The organism is Lawsonibacter celer, assembly GCF_014281125.1.
In the GTDB taxonomy this organism is placed as follows: Bacteria; Bacillota; Clostridia; order Oscillospirales; family Oscillospiraceae; genus Lawsonibacter_B; species Lawsonibacter_B celer.
The window spans coordinates 80,142-101,476 of the sequence record NZ_JACOEA010000006.1 but is presented as its reverse complement, the minus strand read 5'-3'; the positions used below and the strand labels follow the sequence as shown (position 1 = coordinate 101,476).

Annotated in this window: 23 protein-coding genes; 10 read left to right on the top strand and 13 right to left on the bottom strand. The window is 61.4% G+C overall.

Annotated features, from left to right (window positions below; genetic code table 11):
• Positions 1–12 precede the first annotated feature (12 nt).
• From H9Q75_RS10385 to H9Q75_RS12810, 3 genes are read left to right on the top strand one after another with little or no spacing between them, the layout of a single operon-like run.
• On the top strand, positions 13–336 hold the full coding sequence (locus tag H9Q75_RS10385; protein WP_186566810.1) for a cyclic-di-AMP receptor: 324 nt from the start codon (positions 13–15) through the stop codon (positions 334–336).
• Complete coding sequence (locus tag H9Q75_RS10380) at positions 323–1,333, top strand: DNA polymerase III subunit (RefSeq protein WP_243200792.1); 1,011 nt, start codon at positions 323–325, stop codon at positions 1,331–1,333. The genes H9Q75_RS10385 and H9Q75_RS10380 overlap by 14 nt, the downstream gene beginning before the upstream one ends.
• A 20-nt stretch (positions 1,334–1,353) precedes the next feature.
• Positions 1,354–2,601 (top strand): PSP1 domain-containing protein, encoded by a 1,248-nt coding sequence (locus tag H9Q75_RS12810; protein WP_186566808.1) that lies wholly within the window; start codon positions 1,354–1,356, stop codon positions 2,599–2,601.
• A gap of 53 nt (positions 2,602–2,654) precedes the next feature.
• On the opposite strand, the gene H9Q75_RS10370 is transcribed toward H9Q75_RS12810, so the two are convergent.
• From H9Q75_RS10370 to dnaA, 11 genes are all read right to left on the bottom strand, one after another.
• The gene (locus H9Q75_RS10370) at positions 2,655–3,134 is read right to left on the bottom strand and encodes a GNAT family N-acetyltransferase (RefSeq protein WP_186566806.1); all 480 of its coding nucleotides are present in this window, start codon (positions 3,132–3,134) and stop codon (positions 2,655–2,657) included.
• A gap of 63 nt (positions 3,135–3,197) precedes the next feature.
• Positions 3,198–3,641 (bottom strand): ribonuclease HI, encoded by a 444-nt coding sequence (gene rnhA / locus H9Q75_RS10365; RefSeq protein WP_186566804.1) that lies wholly within the window; start codon positions 3,639–3,641, stop codon positions 3,198–3,200.
• A gap of 3 nt (positions 3,642–3,644) precedes the next feature.
• The gene (locus H9Q75_RS10360; RefSeq protein ID WP_186566802.1) at positions 3,645–3,998 is read right to left on the bottom strand and encodes an SHOCT domain-containing protein; all 354 of its coding nucleotides are present in this window, start codon (positions 3,996–3,998) and stop codon (positions 3,645–3,647) included.
• A 1-nt stretch (position 3,999) separates the two neighbouring features.
• Positions 4,000–6,501 (bottom strand): DNA gyrase subunit A, encoded by a 2,502-nt coding sequence (gyrA, locus tag H9Q75_RS10355; RefSeq protein WP_186566800.1) that lies wholly within the window; start codon positions 6,499–6,501, stop codon positions 4,000–4,002.
• 576 nt (positions 6,502–7,077) lie between these two features.
• Positions 7,078–9,021, bottom strand: a complete 1,944-nt coding sequence (gene gyrB, locus H9Q75_RS10350) for a DNA topoisomerase (ATP-hydrolyzing) subunit B (RefSeq protein ID WP_186566798.1) — start codon at positions 9,019–9,021, stop codon at positions 7,078–7,080.
• 95 nt (positions 9,022–9,116) lie between these two features.
• Positions 9,117–9,380, bottom strand: coding sequence for an extracellular matrix regulator RemB (remB, locus tag H9Q75_RS10345; RefSeq protein WP_186566796.1), 264 nt, complete (start codon positions 9,378–9,380; stop codon positions 9,117–9,119).
• Between the two features lie 13 nt (positions 9,381–9,393).
• Positions 9,394–10,497, bottom strand: a complete 1,104-nt coding sequence (gene recF, locus H9Q75_RS10340; protein ID WP_186566794.1) for a DNA replication/repair protein RecF — start codon at positions 10,495–10,497, stop codon at positions 9,394–9,396.
• Positions 10,494–10,706: an RNA-binding S4 domain-containing protein gene (locus tag H9Q75_RS10335; protein ID WP_186566792.1), complete on the bottom strand. Its 213-nt coding sequence runs from the start codon at positions 10,704–10,706 to the stop codon at positions 10,494–10,496. Before H9Q75_RS10335 ends, recF begins: the two co-directional genes overlap by 4 nt.
• Entirely contained in the window at positions 10,707–11,141 is a 435-nt protein-coding gene (locus H9Q75_RS10330; protein WP_186566790.1) for an acyl-CoA thioesterase, read from the bottom strand.
• A gap of 4 nt (positions 11,142–11,145) precedes the next feature.
• The gene (dnaN, locus tag H9Q75_RS10325; protein WP_186566788.1) at positions 11,146–12,258 is read right to left on the bottom strand and encodes a DNA polymerase III subunit beta; all 1,113 of its coding nucleotides are present in this window, start codon (positions 12,256–12,258) and stop codon (positions 11,146–11,148) included.
• A 256-nt stretch (positions 12,259–12,514) separates the two neighbouring features.
• Entirely contained in the window at positions 12,515–13,828 is a 1,314-nt protein-coding gene (gene dnaA / locus H9Q75_RS10320; protein WP_186566786.1) for a chromosomal replication initiator protein DnaA, read from the bottom strand.
• A 357-nt stretch (positions 13,829–14,185) separates the two neighbouring features.
• Here dnaA and rpmH point away from each other — a divergent pair, with 357 nt between their 5' ends.
• The 6 genes from rpmH (at position 14,186) to H9Q75_RS10290 (ending at position 17,859) form a co-directional block, all read left to right on the top strand.
• Positions 14,186–14,320, top strand: a complete 135-nt coding sequence (rpmH, locus tag H9Q75_RS10315; protein ID WP_186566784.1) for a 50S ribosomal protein L34 — start codon at positions 14,186–14,188, stop codon at positions 14,318–14,320.
• A gap of 119 nt (positions 14,321–14,439) precedes the next feature.
• The gene (gene rnpA, locus H9Q75_RS10310; protein WP_186566782.1) at positions 14,440–14,790 is read left to right on the top strand and encodes a ribonuclease P protein component; all 351 of its coding nucleotides are present in this window, start codon (positions 14,440–14,442) and stop codon (positions 14,788–14,790) included.
• Positions 14,787–15,005, top strand: coding sequence for a membrane protein insertion efficiency factor YidD (yidD, locus tag H9Q75_RS10305; RefSeq protein ID WP_186566780.1), 219 nt, complete (start codon positions 14,787–14,789; stop codon positions 15,003–15,005). The genes rnpA and yidD overlap by 4 nt, the downstream gene beginning before the upstream one ends.
• Positions 15,006–15,062: 57 nt before the next feature.
• A complete protein-coding gene (locus tag H9Q75_RS10300) occupies positions 15,063–16,475 on the top strand; it encodes a YidC/Oxa1 family membrane protein insertase (RefSeq protein ID WP_186566778.1) in 1,413 nt (470 codons plus the stop codon).
• Positions 16,476–16,511: 36 nt separating this feature from the next.
• A complete protein-coding gene (jag, locus tag H9Q75_RS10295; RefSeq protein WP_186566776.1) occupies positions 16,512–17,297 on the top strand; it encodes an RNA-binding cell elongation regulator Jag/EloR in 786 nt (261 codons plus the stop codon).
• A gap of 214 nt (positions 17,298–17,511) precedes the next feature.
• Positions 17,512–17,859 carry a hypothetical protein gene (locus H9Q75_RS10290; RefSeq protein WP_186566774.1) on the top strand — a complete coding sequence of 116 codons (348 nt, stop codon included), beginning with the start codon at positions 17,512–17,514 and terminating at the stop codon, positions 17,857–17,859.
• A 57-nt stretch (positions 17,860–17,916) separates the two neighbouring features.
• Here H9Q75_RS10290 and spoIIID read toward each other — a convergent pair whose 3' ends face one another.
• Positions 17,917–18,165, bottom strand: coding sequence for a sporulation transcriptional regulator SpoIIID (gene spoIIID / locus H9Q75_RS10285; protein WP_186566772.1), 249 nt, complete (start codon positions 18,163–18,165; stop codon positions 17,917–17,919).
• 205 nt (positions 18,166–18,370) lie between these two features.
• On the opposite strand from spoIIID, the gene H9Q75_RS10280 reads away from it, so the two are divergent.
• A complete protein-coding gene (locus H9Q75_RS10280) occupies positions 18,371–19,804 on the top strand; it encodes an amidase family protein (protein WP_186566770.1) in 1,434 nt (477 codons plus the stop codon).
• A 396-nt stretch (positions 19,805–20,200) separates the two neighbouring features.
• Here the strand turns inward: H9Q75_RS10280 and bsh are convergent, their stop codons facing one another.
• A complete protein-coding gene (gene bsh, locus H9Q75_RS10275; RefSeq protein ID WP_186566768.1) occupies positions 20,201–21,175 on the bottom strand; it encodes a choloylglycine hydrolase in 975 nt (324 codons plus the stop codon).
• Positions 21,176–21,335 lie beyond the last annotated feature (160 nt).

The window sequence follows — 21,335 nt, the reverse complement described above, 5'->3', positions numbered from 1 at the left end:
GGAGGGTCTGTTATGAAACTTGTCCTTGCCATTATCAACCGCGACGACGCCAACGCCGTCACCCAGGCGCTCACGAAACGCGGCTTTTCGTCCACCAAGCTGGCCACCACCGGCGGCTTTCTTATGGCCGGCAACGTCACCGTGCTCATCGGTGTGGACGAAGAAAAGGTCCAGACCGTGATTGACATTATCAAAGAACAGTCCCACTCCCGTAAGCAGATGATCCCCACCACCTCTGAGATGAGCTATGGCTACTATCCCAGCATGCCGGTAGAGGTGGTCGTGGGCGGCGCCACCATCTTCGTGGTGGATATTGAGCGCTTTGAGCGGGTCTGACCTGGGGCTGGACCTGTCCGCTCTGGCCGGAAACGCGCCCCTGAAGCGGCAGCTGGAGCTGCAGACCGCCCACAGAGGCCTCTCCCACGCTTACATCATCAGCGGCCCTCCCGGCTCAGGCCGCCACACGCTGGCAAAGCTTCTCTCCGCCGCCCTGGTGTGCGCCGGGCAGGGGGACAGGCTCCCCTGCGGCCGGTGCGCCGCCTGCCGAAAGGCCCGGGCGGGCGTCCACCCGGACATCATCCCTGTTGGGGACGACGGGAAGGACCTCTCTGTGACCCAGGTACGCCAGATGCGCACCGACGCCTATATCCGCCCCAACGAGGCAGAGCGGAAGGTGTATGTGCTCTCCAACGCCCAGAGCATGAACGCCAGCGCGCAAAACGCCATGCTTAAGCTGCTGGAGGAGGGCCCCGCCTACGCGGCCTTTCTGCTCATCACCGACAATGCCGCCGCCCTTCTGCCCACCGTCCGCTCCCGATGCGAGGCCCTGGCCCTCTCCCCGGTGACCCCGGATCAGGCGGAGGCCTGGCTGCGGGCCGCGTACCCGGACAAGCCCGTCCCGCAGCTCCACGCCCTGGCGGATTCCTGCGAGGGCCTGCTGGGCCGGGCCGCCGCCGCCCTGGAGGGGGGCGAGGCGGACCGCCAGGCGGGAGATACCGCCAGGCGTCTGCTCTCCCTGCTGGCGGCGGAGGATGAGCGTGGCCTTATGGAGCTGTGCATTTCCCTGGAAAAATGGGACAGAGACCGGCTCAGCGCCCTGTTGGACGAGGCCATTCTGCTCCTGCGGGACGCCCTGCTCTGTGCCGCAGGGGCTTTGGATGAGGCCGACCCACTCCGCGAAGAGGCCGCCCGGCAGGCCAGCGCCCTCTCCCCGCGCCGTCTGCTGGCCGCTGCGGCCCATCTGAAGCGGCTGCGTTCCGCCTGCGCCTTCAATATAGGTGCGGGTCATCTGGCGGGCTGGCTGTGCGCCGGCCTGCTCCATCCAGTCCCATAACATTACCCGGAGGAACTGTCATGACCGAAATTATCGGCGTCCGCTTTAAAAGCGGAGGCAAGCAATACTACTTTGACCCCAAGGGCACGGCCGTAGCGCCCGGCCAGGGGGTCATTATTGAAACGTCCCGCGGCCTGGAATACGGCGAGTGCATCCTGGGCAACTCCATGGTGGAGGACAGCGACGTGGTCCAGCCCCTGCGGCCCCTGGTGCGCATTGCCACCGCCCAGGACCTGGAGACTGTGCGGCGCAACCAGGAGCGGGAAGAGAAGGCCTTTCAGGTCTGTCAGGAGAAGATTGCGGAGCACGGCCTGGACATGAAGCTGGTGGAGGTGGAGTACAGCTTCGAGGGGAACAAGATCCTCTTCTTTTTCACCAGCGAGGGCCGGGTAGATTTCCGTGCCCTGGTCAAGGATCTGGCCGGCGTATTTCACGCCCGCATTGAACTGCGGCAGATCGGGGTGCGGGACGAGGCCAAAATGCTGGGCGGCCTGGGCATCTGCGGCAAGCCCTTCTGCTGCGCCACCTTTTTGGAGGACTTTCAGCCCGTGTCCATCAAGATGGCCAAAACCCAGAATCTCTCCCTCAACCCCACCAAGATCTCCGGCACCTGCGGCCGGCTTATGTGCTGCCTGAAGTACGAGCAGGAGGCCTATGAGGACGCGGTGAAACGAATGCCCAAAAACGAGTCCTTTGTGGAGACCCCGGACGGCGTGGGCACGGTCAGCCAGGTCAACCTCCTGAGGGAGCAGGTGAAGGTGCGCCTGGACGATCAGCCGGACGCCCCCAAGTGCTATCACAACTGTGAAATCTGTGTGGTACGCAACGGAAAGGGCAAGCGGCCCGAGGGCTATGTGGCCCCGCCCCCCGAGGAGCTGGCCAAGCTGCGCAAGGTCACCCCTGTGGAGGATCGCCCGGCGGACCGTCTGTCCGCCGCCCTGGATCAGACCCTGGCCGGCATGGGCCTGTCCGCCCGAACCGGGGCGCCCAAGGCCGAAGCGGAGCCGGCAGAAACCGCCTCCAGAGAAGGGGGCGGACGCCCCCGCCGCAGCAGGGGCCATGGCCGAGGAAAGAGCGGAGAGGGCGGCAAGGCGCCTCAGACAGAGGCCGCCCGGCAGGCCCGGGAGCAATCCCCGTCCAAGCCAAAGCCCATCGCCCCCAGAGAGGGGCAAAGCCCCGAGGGGGAGAAGAAGCCCCACCGCCGCCGCCGTTACCGGCCCCGCCCCAAGGTGGACGGAGGAACCAGGCAGCCCCCTAAGAGTGAATAAAAAGCAGGAGCCCCGGGACGCATGTCCCCGGGCTCCTGCTTTTTTCTTCTGCTCTATAGCGTGTGATAGAACAAGATCGTATCCTGATACGTCCCGCTCTGATCCCGGAAGCCGCCGGGCAGCACGCCCAGCCGCTGAAACCCCAGCGACTCATACAGCCGGATGGCAAAAGTATTGGAGGCCACCACCGCGTTGAACTGGAGCAGCCGGTAGCCGAGGGCACCCGCCCGGGCCAGGCAGTCCTCCACCAGCGCCCGGCCCACCCCCCTTCCCCGCAGGACCCGGTCCACCGCATAGGAGGCGTTGGCGCTGTGGCCGCAGCGGCCCACATTGTTGGGATGAAGGATATACAGGCCCAAAAGCCTGCCCTCCTCCTCCGCCACGGCAGTCAGGGTCTGCCCGGCAAAAAAGGAAGCGGCCGTCCGGTCGTCCAAGCACTCCTCCTGTGGGAAGGCTGTCCCCTCCTCCACCACCTGGTTCCAAATGCGAGTCATCCCGGGCAGGTCGCCCGGCTCACAGGGTCTGATCCTCATATTCTCACTCCGCTGTCTGTAACTTTAAAAAATGGCCTTCCATGGGGCTGCCCGGAGACCCGGTCACTTAAATTTTCGGCTCTCCAGTACCGCCAACTCATCGCACCGGTTGTTATAGGGGTTCGACCCGTGACCCTTGACCCAGTGGAGGCGGACGGTGTGATACTCACACAGGTCCAACAGCCGGCCCCACAAGTCCGGGTTCAGGGCGGGCTTCTTGTCGCTTTTTACCCAGCCCCTGGCCCGCCAGCCCTTGGCCCAGCCCTTCCCCAGGCCGTCAATCACGTACTTGGAGTCCGAGTAGAGCTCCACCACGCAGGGCTCCTTCAGCGCCTCCAGGGCGGTAATCACGCCGGTCAGCTCCATACGGTTGTTGGTGGTGTGCCCCTCCCCGCCGGAGAGCTCCTTCTGAACCCCTCCATATTGGAGAATCGCGCCCCACCCGCCCGGGCCGGGGTTGCCGGAGCAGGCCCCGTCGGTATAGATTGTCACAATTTTCTGCGGCATACGTCAAAGTTCCTTTAAAATTTCCTGGCGCTTGGTCTCATACTCCTCCTGAGTGATGAGGCGCTGGTCATAGAGCGTACGCAACCGTTCCAGACGCAGCTGCGGGTCACCGGCATTCTCCTGCTCCGCCGCTTCGTCCTCAATCCGGATTTCCGGGCCCACATAGCCCTTGCCGAAGGCCTGGTAGAAGTTCATTCCCGTAATGCCCACCGCGATCAGGGTCCACAGGATTCCAAACGCCCCAAAGGTGGGAATGGCCACAAACAGACCGATACAGACAAAAATAATCCCTACCACACCGCCGAAGACGGCCTGGCTTTTGCTGGGACGATAGGTGACCCGCCGGTTTTTTCTCATCTTACTCCTCCTGGCCGGGCTCGGCCTGTTCTTCCTCCTCGTGCTCCGTGCGGGCGAAGGAGATGACCTTGACGCCCTCTTCCAGATTCATGATCTTTACGCCCTGGGCCGCGCGGCCGTAGGTGGAGATGCCGGAGACCGCCATTCGGATGATGACGCCGGCGTCGCTGATGACCAGAATGTCATCCTCGTCATTGACCACCTTCACGCCCACCACCGGGCCGGTCTTTTCCGTGACCTGATAGCCCTTCAGGCCGTAGCCGCCCCGCTTCTGGGGACCGTCGGCGCGGATATAGTCGTCCATGGGGGTGCGCTTGCCGTAGCCATTCTCCGTAATCATCAGCACCTGGTGGTCATATTTGGCCCGGGCCGCGCCCACCACATAGTCGCCGGGGCGCAGGTTGATGCCCCGCACGCCATAGGCGTCCCGTCCCATGCAGCGCACGTCAGTCTCCAGGAACGCGATGGCCATGCCGTCGTGGGTGGCGATGAGGATGCACTGCTCTCCGTCGGTCTCCCGCACGCAGATCAGGTCGTCCCCCTCGTCCAGGGTGATGCAGCGGATGCCAGCTTTGCGGGCAGTATTGATGGAGGAAAGCTGGATGCGCTTGACCGTGCCGTTGCGGGTGACCATGACCAGATACCGATCCTCCGGGAATTCCCGCAGGTGAATCATGGCGGTGACCTTCTCGTCCTGCTCCACCGGCAGCACGTTGCCGATATAGGTGCCCTTGGCGGTACGGCCCGCCTCGGCGATCTGGTAGCCCTTCTTCCGGTGGACCCGGCCCTTGTTGGTGAAAAAGAGCACATAGTCATGGGTGGAGGCGGTAAACACGTCCACCACGCAGTCCTCCTCCTTCAGGCTCTGGGCTGTGATGCCCTTTCCGCCCCGGCGCTGGGCCTTGTAGACCGACACGGGGGTGCGCTTGAGGTAGCCCGCCTCGGTGAGAGTAAAGACGCACTCCTCTTCCTCAATCAGGTCCTCAATGTCCAGGTCGTCCTCGGCAAAGGCGATCTCGGTCACCCGGTCGTCGCCGAACTTGTTGCGGATCTCGGTAAGTTCCTCCTTGAGCACCTGCCGGAGCAGCCCCTCGTCGGAGAGCAGGCGGTTGAAGTAGGCAATGCGCTCCTCCAGCTCCTTGTACTCGGCCTCCAGCTTCTCCCGGTCAAGGCCCTGGAGGGCCTTCAGGCGCATATCAAGGATGGCCTGGGCCTGGACCTCGTCCAGGTCAAATCGGGTCATCAGGGCCTCTTTGGCGTCGTCATAGCGGGAGCGGATGATGCGAATGACCTCGTCAATGTTGTCCTGGGCGACCAGCAGACCCTCCAGCAGATGAGCCCGCTCCTGGGCCTTGCGCAGGTCGTACCTGGTACGCCGGAGGATGACCTCCTCCTGGAAGGCCAGGTACTCGTCCAGAATATGCCGCAGGGACAGAATCCTCGGCTGGGACTGGTTGTTGACCAGGGCCAGCATGTTGATGGCAAAGGTGGTCTGCAGCTGGGTCTGGGCAAACAGGCGGTTGAGCACCACCTGGGAATTGGCGTCCTTCTTCAGCTCGATGACGATGCGCATACCGTTGCGGTCGGACTCGTCCCGGATGTCGGAGATGCCCTCCAGGCGCTTGTCCTCCACCTGTTCCGCCATATTTTTAATAAGCATGCGCTTGTTGACCTGGTAGGGGATCTCGGTAACGATAATGCGGATGCGGTCCTTGCCGAACTCCTCAAACTCCGTACGCGCCCGCACCCGGATATGGCCCCGGCCGGTGGCGTAGGCCTGGCGGATGCCGGCACGGCCCATAATCACGCCCCGTGTGGGGAAATCCGGGCCCTTCACATACTCCATCAGGTCGTCCAGGGTAGCCTCCGGATGATCCAGCACGCAGATGGCCGCGTCGATGACCTCCCGCAGGTTGTGGGGCGGAATATTGGTGGCCATGCCCACGGCAATGCCGCTGGAGCCGTTGACCAGCAGATTGGGAAACCGGGAGGGGAGCACCCGGGGCTCCTTCCGGGACTCGTCAAAGTTGGGGTCCCAGTCCACGGTGTCCTTCTCAATGTCCCGCAGCATCTCCTGGGCGATCTTGTCCAGACGGGCCTCGGTATACCGGTAGGCGGCCGGAGGGTCGCCATCCACAGAGCCAAAGTTTCCGTGTCCGTCCACCAGGGGGTAGCGCATGGAAAAGTCCTGAGCCAGGCGGACCAGGGCGTCGTACACGCTGGCGTCGCCGTGGGGGTGGTAGCGGCCCAGCACGTCGCCCACGCAGGTGGCCGACTTCTTGAAGGGCTTGTCATGGGTGAGATTGTCCTCATACATGGCATAGAGAATGCGCCGGTGCACCGGCTTGAGGCCGTCCCGCACATCGGGCAGGGCACGGCCCACAATGACGCTCATGGCGTACTCGATGTAGGACTGCTCCATTTCCGGCACCAGCGGGGAGGTTATAATTTTTTGATCGGGGAAACGTATCTCCTCCGGGTCGTATTGGGGTTTCTTACTCATGTTATTTTTCCTTCCTTAAAAAGGGTTTCAGATGGGCCGCTCCCGCGCAGGGCCCGGCTTTTGGCTGCAAAAGCCGGGAAAAACAACCAGGGATTTTGACCCCTAGCCCCCGGGGTTCAGGCGGCGGTGGGGTTTCATCAGCTTACAAAACCTATACCGCTCAGGGTTCGTATCGGTCCGGTACTTGTTGTAAGTCCGGCTGCCGCCGGTGTGCCATGCGCCGTGTTTAACCCTGCGGCTTGAACGACTTTGCCGCCCAGCCGCGCGGCCATGATGCGAGGCGCGCGTTACCAGGGTGTGCCAAGCTGGTTTACCGCCAGGGAAGGCGGCCGAGCCGCCAAAGGAACCGCCGCGGCCGCCCTGACGGCGCGCCGAACAATAGAAGTCACGGTTCTAGATAAACGGGCCTTTTCTTTGGAATCCCAGACCATTTCTTTTTCGAAAAAGAAATGGTCTGGGCCCCCGACGGGAGCCGAACCCCACAGGGGGCACGCCGCACTCCTAAGCGGCAAAGCCGCCAACGGCTGCGCGGGAGCGCAAAACTCTCTGTTCCCTGCGGGGCACAAATCCTCAGCTTTAATAATCCAGATTCACCGCGTACTTGGCGTTGCGCTCAATGAACTCCTTGCGGGGCTCCACCTTCTCGCCCATGAGCACGGAAAAGGTGGCGTCCGCCTTCACCGCGTCGTCCAGCTCAATGCGCCGCAGGGTGCGCCGCTCCGGGTCCATGGTGGTCTCCCACAGCTCATGGGGGTTCATCTCACCCAGACCCTTAAACCGGCTGATGTCCACCTTAGCGTTGGGGTTATCCCCCCGCAGCTCAGCGGAGATCTGGTCCCGCTCCTCCTCAGAGAAGGCCAGCCGGGTGGTCTTGCCCCTACTGAGTTTAAAGAGGGGGGGCACCGCGGAGTAGACATACCCCTGCTCGATCAGCGGGCGCATGAAGCGGAAAAAGAAAGTCAGCAGCAGAGTGCGGATATGGGAGCCGTCCACGTCCGCATCGGCCATGATAATAACCTTGTGATAGCGCAGCTTGGTCGCATCAAACTCGTCCCCGATCCCCGCGCCCAGCGCGGTAATGACGGGCTGAAGCTTGTCGTTGCCGTACACCTTGTCCGCCCGGGCCTTTTCCACATTGAGCATCTTGCCCCACAGGGGAAGAATCGCCTGGAAGCGGGAGTCCCGGCCCTGGGTGGCCGAGCCGCCGGCGGAATCGCCCTCGACGATGTAGATCTCTGTCAGCTCCGGGTTGTTTTCATTGCAGTCCCGCAGCTTGTCTGGCATGGCCGCACCACCCAGGGCGGTCTTGCGGCGGATGGATTCCCGGGCCTTGCGGGCCGCCTCCCGGGCGCGGTTGGCCATGAGGGCCTTATCCAGGATAGCCTTGCCCACCCCGGGGTTTTCCTCCAGAAATTCACTGAATTTCTCGCTCACCAGCCCCGCCACCAGGGTGCGGATCTCGGAGTTGCCCAGCTTGGCCTTGGTCTGGCCTTCAAACTGGGCGTCGGTGAGCTTGACGGAGATGACGCACGTCAGCCCCTCCCGGCAGTCCTCGCCGGAGACCTTCTCCTCGTCCTTGAGCAGCTTGATCTTTTTCCCGTAGGCGTTGAGCACCGTGGTCAGGGCCCGCTTGAAGCCCTCCTCGTGCATACCGCCCTCCGGGGTGTGGACATTGTTGGCGAAGGAGATGATGGACTCGCTGTAACCGTCGTTGTACTGGAAGGCCACCTCCGCCATGGAGTCCCCCCGCATGCCGGACATATAGACTACATCCTGGTGGATGGGGGTCCTGCCCCGGTTGAGCCAGCTGACAAACTCCCGGATGCCGCCGGCGTAGTGCATCTCGTCCTCCTGCTCTTTCCCCGGCCGGGCATCGATGGTGCGGATGCGCACGCCTGCGTTGAGGAAGGCCTCCTCCCGCATGCGGGTGTGGAGCGTCTCATAGCTGTACTCGGTGACCTCAAACATCTCCGGGTCGGGCTTGAAGACCACCTCGGTGCCGTGGCGGTCGGTCTCCCCTACCACCTTCATCTCCTGGGTCACATGGCCCCGGGAGAACTTCATCTCATAGATCCTGCCGTCCTTGTGGACCCGTACCTCCAGCCACTCGCTCAAGGCGTTGACCACGCTGGCGCCCACGCCGTGCAGGCCGCCGGACACCTTGTATCCGCCGCCGCCGAACTTACCGCCGGCGTGGAGGATGGTGAATACCACCTCCAAGGCGGGCTTTCCGGTCTGCTGCTGGATGTCCACCGGGATGCCCCGGCCGTTGTCCACCACAGTGATGATATCCCCCTGGGATATCTGCACCGTAATCTCGTCACAGTAGCCGGCCAGCGCCTCGTCAATGGCGTTGTCCACGATCTCATACACCAGGTGGTGCAGGCCGCTCTCGCTGGTGGAACCGATATACATGCCGGGGCGCTTGCGCACCGCCTCCAGCCCCTCCAGTACCTGGATTTCCGAGGCGCCGTACTCATGGTCCACCTGGGTGGGGCTGCGTTCTAATTCTTCAGACATTCCAAAACCTCCATTGGGATTGTGTGCGGACGGCCAAAGGCCGCCCCTGCTGGTGTTCCCCGCAGGGGCCGCCTCTGGCGGCCCGCGCTTGTTTTTTATTCAAAGCTGTTGTTTTCCGCCCGCCCCTTCAGGGTGGCGGTGGAGAGCTGGGAGAGATAGATGACCATTCCCCGGTCCCTCCCCCGGCACACCACAAAGGACTTAGGCAGGTCGTCGCTGACGTTGACTACCCGGCCCTCCCGCTCCGCCCGCTCCAGCATGCGCCGGGTCAGGTGAGAGGAGGTGGTGTTGTCCAGGTCGAACAGGCCCACCACGTCCCCATAGGGCACCACCACGGACTGCCCCAGATGAAGATACATACCTCTCCCCCTATTACGCCATCGCGCCGCCGCGAATGTGAAATACCTTCCCCTGCTCCAGGGCCTTGAGGCCCATGTCCTCGCAGCAGGTGATGAATACCTGTCCGCCCTGTATGCGTCCCAGCACAAAAGATTGCCGTTTTGCGTCCAACTCGGACAAAACGTCGTCCAGAAGGAGGACCGGCCACTCCCCGGTGTCCTGGTAAAAAATCTCCCGGGAGGCCAGCTTCAGGGACAGGGCCGCCGTGCGGGTCTGCCCCTGGGAGGCAAAGGTTTTGGCGCTCACTCCGTCGATCTCCACCTCCAAATCGTCCTTGTGTGGGCCGGAGAGGCACTGGCGGGATTCCAGCTCCGCCTGGCGGTGGCGCTCCTGGTGCGAGAGGAGGTGGGGCAAAATCTCTTTTACCCCCGCCTCTGGGTCGGGCACCCCGCTTACAGTGCAGTAGCGCAGATCCAGACGCTCCCGCCCGCCGGAAAAATCCTGGTGGATGGGGGGCGTAACCTCCCTCAGCCGCTTGACAAAGTGGGCCCGGTAGTAAATCAGCATGGCCCCGGTCTGGGCCATGCGCAGATTAAATTCGTCCAGGGTGTCCAGCAGGGAGGGCTTTTCCTCCCAGTCCCGGAGTATGCGGGTCTTATGCTCATAGAGCCTGCGGTATTCCACCAGGGCGGCGGCGTACTTGGGTCTCAGCTGACAGATGCACTCATCCAAAAAGCGCCGTCTCACCGCAGCCCCCTCCCGGATCAGATACAGGTCCTCCGGACAGAAGAGCACCGTGTTGAGCACACCGGACAGCTCCCCGGCGGTTTTCAGCCGCACCCCGTTGGAATAGAGCTGACGCCGCTGTCCCCGGGACAGGCGGGCCTCCAGGGTGAAGTCCCTCTGACGGGAAAAGACCTCGGCCTTGACAAAGGCGCTGTCCACCCCGAACTGAATCAGCTCCCGGTCGTATCTGGCCCGGTGGGAGGAGGCGGTGGACAGATAAGCCACGGCCTCCAACAGATTGGTCTTGCCCTGGGCGTTCTCCCCGTAGATCACGTTGATTCTGGGGTCAAAGGCGGCCTCCAGATGGAGATAGTTGCGAAAGAAGTCCAGGGCGATGGCGCGGACAATCATACGATCTTCAGCCTCACGCCGTCCATCTCCGCCTCGTCCCCGGAGCGTAGCTTTCTGCCCCGCATGGTGCAAACCTGGCCGTTTACCTTGACCTGACCGTCCTGGATGACCTCTTTTGCCTCCCCGCCGGTGCCGCACAGGCCCTCAAACTTCAAAAGGGCCTCCAGCTTGATAAATTCGGTTGTAATCGCTACCTCTCGCAGTTCCATTCAGTCCGCTTCCTCCACGCAAAGGGCTTCCAGCCCGTGATACAGCTCAGGCAGCACCCGCTTGAGGGCCACCGGCCGGCCGGTGCGGTTATTATAAAAAAAGTGCTCGCTCTCCCCCTCAAACCGCAGCGTCCCGTCCTTCGCGTCCCGCATGCAGTAGCGGATGGTCACCCTGGCATGGGAGAGACGGGTAATGGACATAGTGATGGATACCGTGTCCCCAAAACGCACCATGCCTTTATAGCGGCACTGGATGCCGGTCAGAGCGAAGTCGATCCCCTCCTCCACGGTGCAGCGGGAATAGGGATAGCCCATCTGATCCATGAAGTCCACCCGTGCCTCCTCCATCCAGTGGACATAGTTGGCGTGGTGAACCACCGCCATGGAATCGGTCTCGTAAAACTGCGCCCTGCGCAGATAGGGTCTGAGTTCCATTGGCTCAGTCCCCTGCCTTCAGGCGCACCGGAAGCACCATGTACAAAAAGTGCTCCTCCCCCTCCACCGGCAGGATGACGCAGGGGGACACACCAGTGGTCAGCTCCAGCCGCACCCGGTCGGCAGGGGCGGCCTTTAAGGCATCCATCAGATACTTGTTGTTGAAGCCGATCTCCAGCCCGCCGCCATCTCCGTCAATGGTACACTCGTCGTAGGCGTCCCCGATGGCGGTCTTGGTGGAGATTTTCAGTACCCCGTCGTCAAAGGTGCAGCGCAGAGGGCTTTTCAGCTTGTCTGAGATGATCAGGGAGACCCGGTCGATAGAAGAGAGCAGGGCCCGGGTGTCCCCTTCCACCTTCACGGTGTTGTTGCGTGGAATGGCCTGGCGGTAAGCCAGAAATTCCCCTTCCAGCCGCCGGGAGACCAGCATGGTATCCGCCACCTTGAACATCACATGCCGGGCGCCCTGGGTAACCGACACCGGCTCGTCCGTGTCGGAGCAGATCTTCTCCACCTCGGACAGGGCCGCACCGGGCACGACGAAGGAGAAGGACGGGGCCCCCTCCTTTTTGTCAATAGTCTCCTGCCGCAGGGCCAGGCGGTAGCCGTCCACGGACACGATGGTCAGGGACTGCTCCTCCACCTCAAAGAGGGATCCGGTGTGGATGGGGCGGCTCTCATTGTCACTCACCGCGAAAAGAGTCTGGCCAATCATGGCCTTCAGATCGCTCTGGGGCAGATAGAATGTATTCTGATACTCCACTGCGGGCAGCTCGGGAAATTCCTCCGGATCCGTACCCAGAATGTTGAATTCGCTCATGCCACATTTAATCTTGACCATATAATGGTCCGACTGAAAATAGACCAGATCGTCGGGCAGTTTGCGGATGATCTCGCCGAACAGACGAGCGCCCAGCACCAGGGTTCCCCCCTCCTGGATGTCCGCCGGCACAGTGGTACGGATCCCGGTTTCCAGGTTATAGCCGGTCAGACGCAGCTCGCCTTCCGCCTCCAGCAGAATGCCCTCCAGGGCGGGAATGGAACTCTTGGGGGAGACAGCCCGGGAGGTGGTGGAGATCGCCGCCTGAAGCAGCGCCTTTTCACAGGAAAATTTCATCGTTTGACCTCCGTTTCGCTCGCTCTCTTAGGAGAGGAGGGATTTTAGTTCGTAATAGTAAGCCGTAGGAAAAAACATTGTGGAAAAACTGTGAAACCCGCTGGGCGGGAATGGATACCCCTTCCACAGGGGGTGGGGACGATTTTTGGGATTATCCCCAGTGGGCAGAAGAAGGAACAGGTTGTCCACAGGGCAATCTGCACTTATCCACAAATTGCAGTGGAAAACAGAGTCTGTGACAAAGAAGGAGCGGGGGTCACTCATACCTGGCGTTGATATTGGCGTTAATGTCCTTAATGACTTCCGCAATTTCAGGGTTGGTCTTTGTCAGCTTCTCCACCCGCTCAATGGAGTGCATGACCGTGGTGTGGTCTCGGTTGTCAAACTCCCGGCCGATTTCCTTTAACGAGAGGTTGGTCATTCGGCGGATCTGATACATGGCGATCTGCCGGGCCAGGGCGGTGTCCTTGGTGCGGCCCTGGCCGCGGATGGCCTCGGTCTCAATGCCGTAAAATTTGCTGACCTCTTCAATAATCACGTCGGAGGAGGGCAGAAAATCGGCCTTGTCCTTGAACATATCCCGGACCGCCCGGGTTACGGTGTCCACATCCACGCTCTCCCCCATCAGCTCCTGGAAGGCGAGAATCTTATTGACGGTCCCCTCAATCTGTCGGACGTTGGCGGTGATGTTGTCCGCAATGTACTGAAGAACCGGATCAGGCAGGTTCATACCCCGGCGGATGGCCTTGTTTTTGATGATGGCCACCCGGGTCTCATAGTCCGGCGGCTGAATATCCACCGGCAGACCCCATTCAAATCGGGTGCGCAGCCGGTCGTCCAGCCGCAGCATCTCCTTGGGGGGGCGGTCGGCGGTGAACACAATCTGACGGCCCGCCTCATAGAGGGTATTGAAGGTGTGGAACATCTCCTCCTGGGTGGACTCCCGCCCGGCGATAAACTGCACGTCGTCCATGAGAAATACGTCGGCAGAGCGGTATTTTTCCCGGAACTCCGGATTGCGCCCCTCACGAATGGCCTGAATCAGCTCATTGGTGAAGGAGTCGCCCTTGATGTAGACAATGCGGAACTCCGGGTGATCCTGGTGAATTTTGTGGGCGATGGCGTAGAGCAGATGGGTCTTGCCCAGACCGGACTCGCCGTAGATGAACAGGGGGTTATAGGTCTGGGCGGGATGCTCCGCCACCGCCAGGGCGGCCGCGTGGGCAAACTTGTTGGACGCGCCCACTACAAATCGGTCAAAGGTATACTCCTCCGTGCCGGGGAGAAAGGAGGCCTGAGCCGGTCTGCCGTACCCCTCCAGTTCCCCCTCGCCCAGGACGACCACCTGAAAGTCGGCAGAAAAAAGCTCATGCAGGGCCTTCTGCACCGCGGGCACATAGCGGGAAAGAATGATATCCCGCTTGAAGTTGGAAGGAGTATGGAGCACAAACCGGTCTTCCTCCAGGGCGACGGCGACGGCGTCGTCAAACCAGGTATTGATCGTGGTGGCGGTCATATCCGCTTCCATCAGGGAGAGTACCTTGGCCCAGATATCGGCCGGAGAATTCATGAATCGGACACCTCTTTTTTCGTGTTTTCGCTGAAATCATATCATTCCTATTATACCAAAAAAATGCCTGTAAGGCAACGATTTCGCCACATAACCTTAATAAAATAAATAGGGCAATAGTAACTGCCGCCCCTATAGACCACAAGATATAGGGTTTTCATCCAGAACGTGCAAAAAAAGAGGGGAAGAGACCAAAAAATAGTGTTGACAGGCCATTTTAAAATAGGCTATAATACCATTTGCATCGTGTGGCATTATGCGGTGTAAAGGATTTTTCTTTGACGACCGCAGCTGCCCGGCAGCTGTTGTGGCGGGCGGAAGAAATTCCGCTGAAAAACGTACAGGAGGTGTACCAAAATGGTCCGTACCTATCAGCCCAAGAAGCGTCAGCGTTCCAAGGAGCATGGGTTCCGTAAGCGTATGCGCACCGCCAATGGCCGCAAGGTTCTGGCTCGGCGCCGCGCCAGAGGGCGCGCCCGCCTGACCCACTAATGGGAAGGCAAACAAAATAGGGCTTTTTTGAGGGGCGGGGGAGCGTATTCCCACCGCCCCTGCGCAGCATATGCAGAATTTCTGGGGCATGCCGCCCGGGCAGAAGAGGGGAGCCGGCTGTGAAGCACACCGTCGCACTGAAACAGAACCATGAGTTTCGCCGCCTTTACAGCAAAGGAAAAAGTGCTGTAACTCCCTACCTGGCTCTGTACTACCGGAAAAATCGGCTGGGGTATAACCGCCTGGGCATCACTACGGGGGTCAAGCTGGGCAAGGCGGTCCGGCGCAATCAGGTCCGCCGCCGCATTCGGGAGGCCTACCGCCTGCATGAGGCGGAGTTTCTCCCGGGCTGTGACCTTGTGGTTGTGGCACGGGTGCGCGCCGTGGGCGCCCGCTATTCGGATCTGGAGCGCAGCCTGCTTCAGATGGCGGACAAGCTGGGCCTGCGCCGGCGGGAGGAACGGGCATGAAGGGCCTGCTCCTGGGCCTGATCCGGCTCTACCGCAAGTACATCTCCCCAAGCCGTCCCCCCTGCTGCCGGTTTATCCCTACCTGCTCGGCGTACGCTTTGGAGGCGGTGGAGAAATACGGCGCCCTCAAGGGGGGCTGGCTGGCGCTGCGCCGCATCCTGCGATGCCAGCCCTTTCACCGGCAGAAATCCATTGAATATGACCCCGTGCCCTGACCGGGAGACGGCTCTGCCGCGCGGCCCGGCAATCAATCTGACTTTGGAGGCACACAAATGAACTTTGCGCAGATCATTTTAACGCCCTTTGTGTGGCTGCTGACGGCCTTTTACAATCTGACCGGCAGCTACGGCCTGGCACTGATTCTCTTCGCCCTGGTGGTGAAGCTGATCCTCTTCCCCTTCTCCCTGAAGGGAAAGCGCAGCATGATCCAGATGAACATGCTTTCCGGAAAGATGCAGAAGCTGCAAAAGCAGTACGGCAAGGACCGGGAGCGCTACAATATGGAAGTGCAGAAGCTCTATGAGAAAGAGAAGGTCAACCCCATGGGCGGCTGCCTGTGGTCTTTTATCCCCCTGCTCATCCTGCTGCCCCTGTACGCCATTATCCGCCGGCCCCTGTTCTATACCATGGGCCTGACGGCCGAGCAGATTGCCCAGGTGGCCCAGGCCCTGGACTGGAGCCATGTGGCCGTGGATATGGGCTGGGTTAAGACCGCCGCGGACACGTTTACCAGCGGCGGCTATAACGAGCTGTTCCTGGCCTCCCTCATCAATGAGAATACCCTTGCCTCGGTTCAGGGAATCAGTTCCAACATTTTTGCCCTGAACTTCAACTTCCTCGGCCTGGACCTGTCCCAGATTCCTCAGCTTAAGTTCTGGCTGATCTCCGGCGGCTTTGGGCTGTTTATTATGCCGATCATTTCCGCCGTCACCGGCTTTTTGTTCTCCATGATCTCTATGCGCACCAACGCGGTGAACAGCCAGAGTGCCGCGGCGCAGAATTCCACCAGCAAAACCATGATGATCGTCTCCCCCCTGATCTCCCTGTGGATCGGCTTTTCCATGCCGGCGGCCCTGTGTCTGTACTGGATTGCCAACAACGTGCTGTCCATGCTGCAGGAGGTGATCTGTGGGAAGCTGCTCAAAAAGGACTATGAAAAGGCGGCGGCTCTGCGGGCGGAGCAGGAGCGCCTGGAGAAGGAAGAGGAAAAGGCCGAACGGCGCAGAAAGGCCGAGGAGCGTGCCCGCCGCGCCGAGGAGGAGCGCCTGAACAAAGGCAAGCGGAAAAAAGAGGAGAGGGAAGAGGACGACAGAATCCCCGGCTCGGTGAAAGAGGCCAGCCGGGTGGGCATCCGCCAGTATGCCCGCGGCCGCGCCTATGATCCCAACCGGTACGGCGCGCCCACGCCCTATACGGAGTATGTGGCCCCCAAGGCTCCGGAAAAGGGAAAAAAGCGGAAGGAGCAGGAGGACGCGGCACCTGTTCAGGAGCAGCCGGCCGCCGTGCCCGCCGCGCCGGTCCGGGAGGAGCCGACCGTGATTGAGCCGGCCCCAGACACGCCGGCGGCGCCCATTCCGGCCGAGCCTGCGGCCGGAGAGGTCCCCGTGTCCGAGGAGGAGGCCGAGGCCCCCTATGCCGAGGAGTCCGAGACAGACGACACTCAGGAATCTGAGAAAACGGAATAACGGCGCTGCCGTTGGACATAAGGAGAGATACCCAACATGCTGAAATGGATCGAAAGCACCGGCAAGACAGAGGACGCCGCCATTGAGGCCGCCCTGGTCAAGCTGGGTATGGACCGGGACGAGGTGTCCGTCGAAGTCCTGGAGCGGGCCAAGACCGGCTTTCTGGGCATCGGCAGCTGCCCCGCTAAGGTAAAGGTTACCTATGAGGCGCCGGATGAGCCGGAGCCGGCCCCCGCGCCCCAGAAGGCAAAGCAGCCGGATATGGTGGCGGAACAGCGGGCGGCAGTGAAGGCCCCTCCCCGTGAAGAACCTGTCAAGCGCCCGGCCGAGGCCCCCGCTGCCGCGGTGTCTGCCGTGGACGACGACCGGGCGGCTGCGATTGAGGCCTTTTTGACCGGCCTGCTGGAGCACATGGGCGCCCAGGCCAAGCCCGTCATTACAGTGGACGGCGGAGGGGCTTATCAGGTGGAGCTGGTTGGCGGAGACCTGGGGGGCCTTATCGGCCGCCGGGGCGAGACGTTGGACGCCATCCAGCAGCTTACCGGCTACGCAGTCAACCACGGTCAGTCCAAGCGGGTGCGCATCCACGTGGACGCCGAGGGATACCGCGCCAAGCGGGAGGAATCCCTGGAGCGTCTGGCCCGGAAGGTGGCGGGCAAAGTGATCAAGTACCGCCGCAATGTTACTCTGGAGCCTATGAACGCCTACGAGCGCCATGTGATTCACACCGCCCTGCAGGATTATCCCGGTGTGACGACCTACTCCATCGGCACCGAGCCCAACCGCCGCACAGTGGTGGCTTACAGCCGGGAGAACGGTTAACCAGCACAGAAAGAGCCGGCCCTCTGCGGGCCGGCCTCTTTTTCTCAAAAAACCTCTTGAAAAAATCGAACATTTGTTGTATATTAAATTCGAACGAAAGTTCCAGAGAACAGATGTTTCGATTTTTACGGAAGACGGACAGAAAAGTCCGTTCTATGGGACAGAAAAGCCGGTAGAATCAATTCCGTTCAGAAGAGATCAGGAGGGATCAACCATGGAGACCATCTATTACAGCATTGACGCCAAGCGCCTGAGTGTGTGTGCTTCGGCGGAGGGGCGGCGGGCCTGCGGCGGCCAGGAGACGGTTTGCTACACCTTTGTACCCTCCCGCAAGCGCACTCCGCCCAAGGCGGGGGCGGGTAAGGTATTGGATTTTGAGGCCTACCGCCGTGCCCACAGGCCGGAGTGTCCGGAAGAGCCGGCCGAGGAGGAGAACCCCGCGCGGATGCGTCCGGGCCGGCACGGGCAGACAGAACACCGCTGGAAGCTGCTGGATCTGTGCGCCTCGGGCACGGTGGTGGCGGCGTCCCTGGTGGTGCTGGTGCGCTTTCTTACGCTCTGATGGAAATGGAGGCGGCGGTATCCCCCTGGCCCTGAGCGGTCGGGGATACCGCCGTTTTTACCTGCCTTTGTACTTTTTGCGGGTGGCAATGCCGCCCCGGATATGCCGCTGGGCCTTGTTCACGTCCAGGACACGCTTGACCTGCTCATAAAGCGGACGGTTAAAGGCGGGCAGCCGCTCGGACAGGTCCTTATGGACTGTGGATTTGCTGATGCCGAACTTCTGGGCCGCGCTGCGCACCGTCGCTTTGTTCTCTATGATGTACAGGGCCAAGCTGCAGGCCCTCTCCTCGATGTTCCCTTTCAAACAGCAACACTCCCAGCTATCGTTTCTCACTGGCTGATGTATATGCGCCCGGTCCGCCGGATATGAGAATGGACCCCTTTTGAGAAGCTGTATGGAAAAATTTGCGCCGGCATGCTGCCAAACATGGCAAACTGTGATACAATTGGATAGATCATTTACACCAAATTCCAGCAGACAAAACGGCATTGAAAGGGATGAAGTGCTTATGTCCGATTTTTCGGTTGAGGAGCTCACCATTGCCCGCTATCAGCAGGCGCTGCGGGGCGGGGCGGTCAGCACCCGGGAGCTGGTGCTGGTCTATCTGGAGCGGATCGCCGCCATTGACAAATCCGGTCCCTGCATCAACGCCGTGCTGGAGCTCAATCCAGACGCGCTGTTTTTGGCCGACTACATGGACCAGCAGCTACGCCGGGGGAACCTCCTGGGGCCGCTCCACGGGGTGCCTATCCTGCTTAAGGATAATATCAGCACTGGCGACCGCACCCACACCACCGCAGGTGCTCTGGCCTTCCGGGACCACTACGCCGTGGAGGACAGCCATGTGGTAAAAAAGCTGCGCCAGGCGGGGGCCCTGATTCTGGGCAAGGCCAATTTGATTGAGCTGGCCAACTTCGTCTCCACCACCATGCGCCGGGGCTACAGCTCCCTGGGCGGACTGACCAAAAATCCCTATAAGCTCTCCGGCTATCCCTCCGGCTCCAGTACAGGCAGCGCCGTGGCCGCCGCCGCCAACTTGACCCTGGCCACCCTGGGGACGGACACCACCGGCTCCATCCTCTACCCCTCCAGCTACAACTGCGTGGTGGGGGTCAAGCCATCACGGGGACTGGTCAGCCGCGGTGGGGTGTGCCCTATCTCCCTGACCCTGGACACGGTGGGTCCCATCACCCGCACGGTGGAGGACGCGGCCCGCATCCTCAGCGTCATCGAGGGGTACGACCCCGGGGACCCGTCCACCCTGCTGAGAAAGGACGAGCCGGGGCACGACTACGCCGCCGCCCTGGACAAAAACGCTCTCCGGGGCGCCCGGGTAGGACTGAATATGGGCTACTATGCCGAACTGTCTCCTGCGGAGCAGAAGCTGGCAGACCGGGCGGTGGAGGCCCTGAAAGAGGCCGGGGCGGTGCTGGTGGAGGGGTGCGATTTCCCCATGATGAACTATAACGCCGATGTTGCGGTCTACGAGTTCAAGGCCTGCCTCAACGACTACCTGGGGCACCTCTCCCCTGCCAATCCGGTGCGCACCCTGGAGGATCTGATCGCCTGGAACCACGCCCACGCAGACCAGGCCCTCAAATACGGCCAGGATCGGCTGGAGCAGTGCCAGTACCGCACCAGCGGCGCCCTTACCGACCCGGAATATATCCGCGCCCTGCTGGAAAATGAGCGTGTGACGAATACCGGGATTCTCCGGGTCATGGAGGAGCAGCGGCTGGACGCCCTCTTCTGCCCCAAGCTCACCGATCTGCCTGCCTTCTCCGGCCTTCCCGCGGTCAACGTCCCGGCCGGTCTGGCTGACGGGGTGCCTATGGGGATCACCCTAATCGGGCACCGCTTCGGGGAGGAGCGGCTGTTGGCCCTGGCCTACGCCTATGAGCAGACCGCCTGCGCCCGGGTGCTTCCCACCTATGAGCCATAAAACACACGGTAGAGAAAAACAGCATAAAAAAGCGCAGCTCTCACGAGCTGCGCTTTTTTATGCCCGGGGGAAGGAGTCCATTTGTCAGAGCGCATGAAATGTGCGATTTGGGTAAAATACTGCCATCAAAAAATAGAAGGACGTTCCATGGAACACAGCTTGACACAGGCGCGGATTGCGATTCACCGGCTGATATGCGGACAAAACGCTGAGTGAGCAGATGACCAGCGTGAAGAGGATCGGAACATGACCCGCGCGGAGGCCACGGCCACCAAAGCGCCGGGGGCGAAGGGCAGTGGACCGGCGTCCGCCGATGGGATTGGCCGGAGTGACCGGCAGTCCGAAAAGCGCAGAGAAACAGGGCCGCCCCATGGGGCGGCCCTGTTTCTCTGCGGGTTAATTCTGCATTCGGATCTGCTGACCCTCCACCAGTGGGTAGGAGACCAGACTGCGGCCCTCCAGATCTGTCCGGTACAGGTCCACCCCGGTAATCTGGCGGTTTTCATAGGTGGTGTAGTAGTAAATGCCCCGGTCGGTGTTGCAGCAGGAGGAGTAGAGGGTGAACTCATACGCCCCTCCATCCAGTTCCACGCAGCCCCGCTGCTGCTCTACAGAACCCAGAATGTGGAAAAACTGCCCGACGCTCTCTTCTTCGGAATCCCCGGAGACGGCGTTGAGCCTGGTAAACGCGGCCCGCACAAAACGGGAGGAGGAGGAGAGATCCCCGGGCAGGCCCAGACCGCCCATACCGCGGCTATAGGGCTCCAGGGACAGCTGGCCGGAGAAGCGGTTTTCCGGGGTGTGGCGGGTGACGGAGAGGTAGTTGTTCAGGTTGAACAGATGGAAGGGAAAGGGCGGGCTGTTGGTGAGCACGCCCACCGGGTTGTCATAGATCTTCAGCCCCTCTTTGACGCACTCCACCGTGATGGAGCCCTCCCGGTCGGAGATGATCCAGTGCAGGGGCGAGGGCGGCAGCGACGGGGAGAAGCTGGCGTCGGTCAGATGGATGCGCTCCAACCGGGCCCGGGCCTGGTCCAGGGTGGCGCACTGGCCCAAAATCCAGGGGATGAATTCAAAGGTGGCCACATTGTCCCCACCTGGAGCGGCCGGCGGATACCAGGCGTTGCCCGGGAAATTCAGCCCCGCCATGCTCAGCCCTTTCTCATTGGTGGCGTCGTAGTAGAGCGGAAAATCCTCCGCCACATAGGCCATGCCGATCATCGCATAGTGCCGCTCCAGCGGTTCTGCGGCCCGGAAGCGGAAGGGGTAATTCCGGGGGGTGATGGTCACGGTCTCGCGGTAGGAGTATTCCAGATCCAGGTTGCGGCCGAAATAGTGGTCGCGGGTGCGATAGGTAATCGCCGTACACATGGCGGATGGCCCTCCTTTATATGCAGCTGTTGTGGGTGGAGCGGATTTTGCCGGACACGCCCCTTGTGGATAGGGCTATTGTACCATACCTGGGGACCTTTTCAAGGACGTCTTAGTCTGCCCCGCCGGCCGGCTGGCCATACGCCCTTCCGGCCGGAAA

What these genes read in the sequence shown, in the direction of transcription:
- H9Q75_RS10385 (WP_186566810.1), top strand. Translation starts at nt 13, where the DNA reads ATGAAACTTGTCCTTGCCATTATCAACCGCGACGACGCCAACGCCGTC.
- H9Q75_RS12810 (WP_186566808.1), top strand. Translation starts at nt 1,354, where the DNA reads ATGACCGAAATTATCGGCGTCCGCTTTAAAAGCGGAGGCAAGCAATAC.
- H9Q75_RS10370 (WP_186566806.1), bottom strand. Translation starts at nt 3,134, where the DNA reads ATGAGGATCAGACCCTGTGAGCCGGGCGACCTGCCCGGGATGACTCGC.
- rnhA (WP_186566804.1), bottom strand. Translation starts at nt 3,641, where the DNA reads ATGCCGCAGAAAATTGTGACAATCTATACCGACGGGGCCTGCTCCGGC.
- H9Q75_RS10360 (WP_186566802.1), bottom strand. Translation starts at nt 3,998, where the DNA reads ATGAGAAAAAACCGGCGGGTCACCTATCGTCCCAGCAAAAGCCAGGCC.
- gyrA (WP_186566800.1), bottom strand. Translation starts at nt 6,501, where the DNA reads ATGAGTAAGAAACCCCAATACGACCCGGAGGAGATACGTTTCCCCGAT.
- gyrB (WP_186566798.1), bottom strand. Translation starts at nt 9,021, where the DNA reads ATGTCTGAAGAATTAGAACGCAGCCCCACCCAGGTGGACCATGAGTAC.
- remB (WP_186566796.1), bottom strand. Translation starts at nt 9,380, where the DNA reads ATGTATCTTCATCTGGGGCAGTCCGTGGTGGTGCCCTATGGGGACGTG.
- recF (WP_186566794.1), bottom strand. Translation starts at nt 10,497, where the DNA reads ATGATTGTCCGCGCCATCGCCCTGGACTTCTTTCGCAACTATCTCCAT.
- H9Q75_RS10335 (WP_186566792.1), bottom strand. Translation starts at nt 10,706, where the DNA reads ATGGAACTGCGAGAGGTAGCGATTACAACCGAATTTATCAAGCTGGAG.
- H9Q75_RS10330 (WP_186566790.1), bottom strand. Translation starts at nt 11,141, where the DNA reads ATGGAACTCAGACCCTATCTGCGCAGGGCGCAGTTTTACGAGACCGAT.
- dnaN (WP_186566788.1), bottom strand. Translation starts at nt 12,258, where the DNA reads ATGAAATTTTCCTGTGAAAAGGCGCTGCTTCAGGCGGCGATCTCCACC.
- dnaA (WP_186566786.1), bottom strand. Translation starts at nt 13,828, where the DNA reads ATGAATTCTCCGGCCGATATCTGGGCCAAGGTACTCTCCCTGATGGAA.
- rpmH (WP_186566784.1), top strand. Translation starts at nt 14,186, where the DNA reads ATGGTCCGTACCTATCAGCCCAAGAAGCGTCAGCGTTCCAAGGAGCAT.
- yidD (WP_186566780.1), top strand. Translation starts at nt 14,787, where the DNA reads ATGAAGGGCCTGCTCCTGGGCCTGATCCGGCTCTACCGCAAGTACATC.
- H9Q75_RS10300 (WP_186566778.1), top strand. Translation starts at nt 15,063, where the DNA reads ATGAACTTTGCGCAGATCATTTTAACGCCCTTTGTGTGGCTGCTGACG.
- jag (WP_186566776.1), top strand. Translation starts at nt 16,512, where the DNA reads ATGCTGAAATGGATCGAAAGCACCGGCAAGACAGAGGACGCCGCCATT.
- H9Q75_RS10290 (WP_186566774.1), top strand. Translation starts at nt 17,512, where the DNA reads ATGGAGACCATCTATTACAGCATTGACGCCAAGCGCCTGAGTGTGTGT.
- H9Q75_RS10280 (WP_186566770.1), top strand. Translation starts at nt 18,371, where the DNA reads ATGTCCGATTTTTCGGTTGAGGAGCTCACCATTGCCCGCTATCAGCAG.
- bsh (WP_186566768.1), bottom strand. Translation starts at nt 21,175, where the DNA reads ATGTGTACGGCGATTACCTATCGCACCCGCGACCACTATTTCGGCCGC.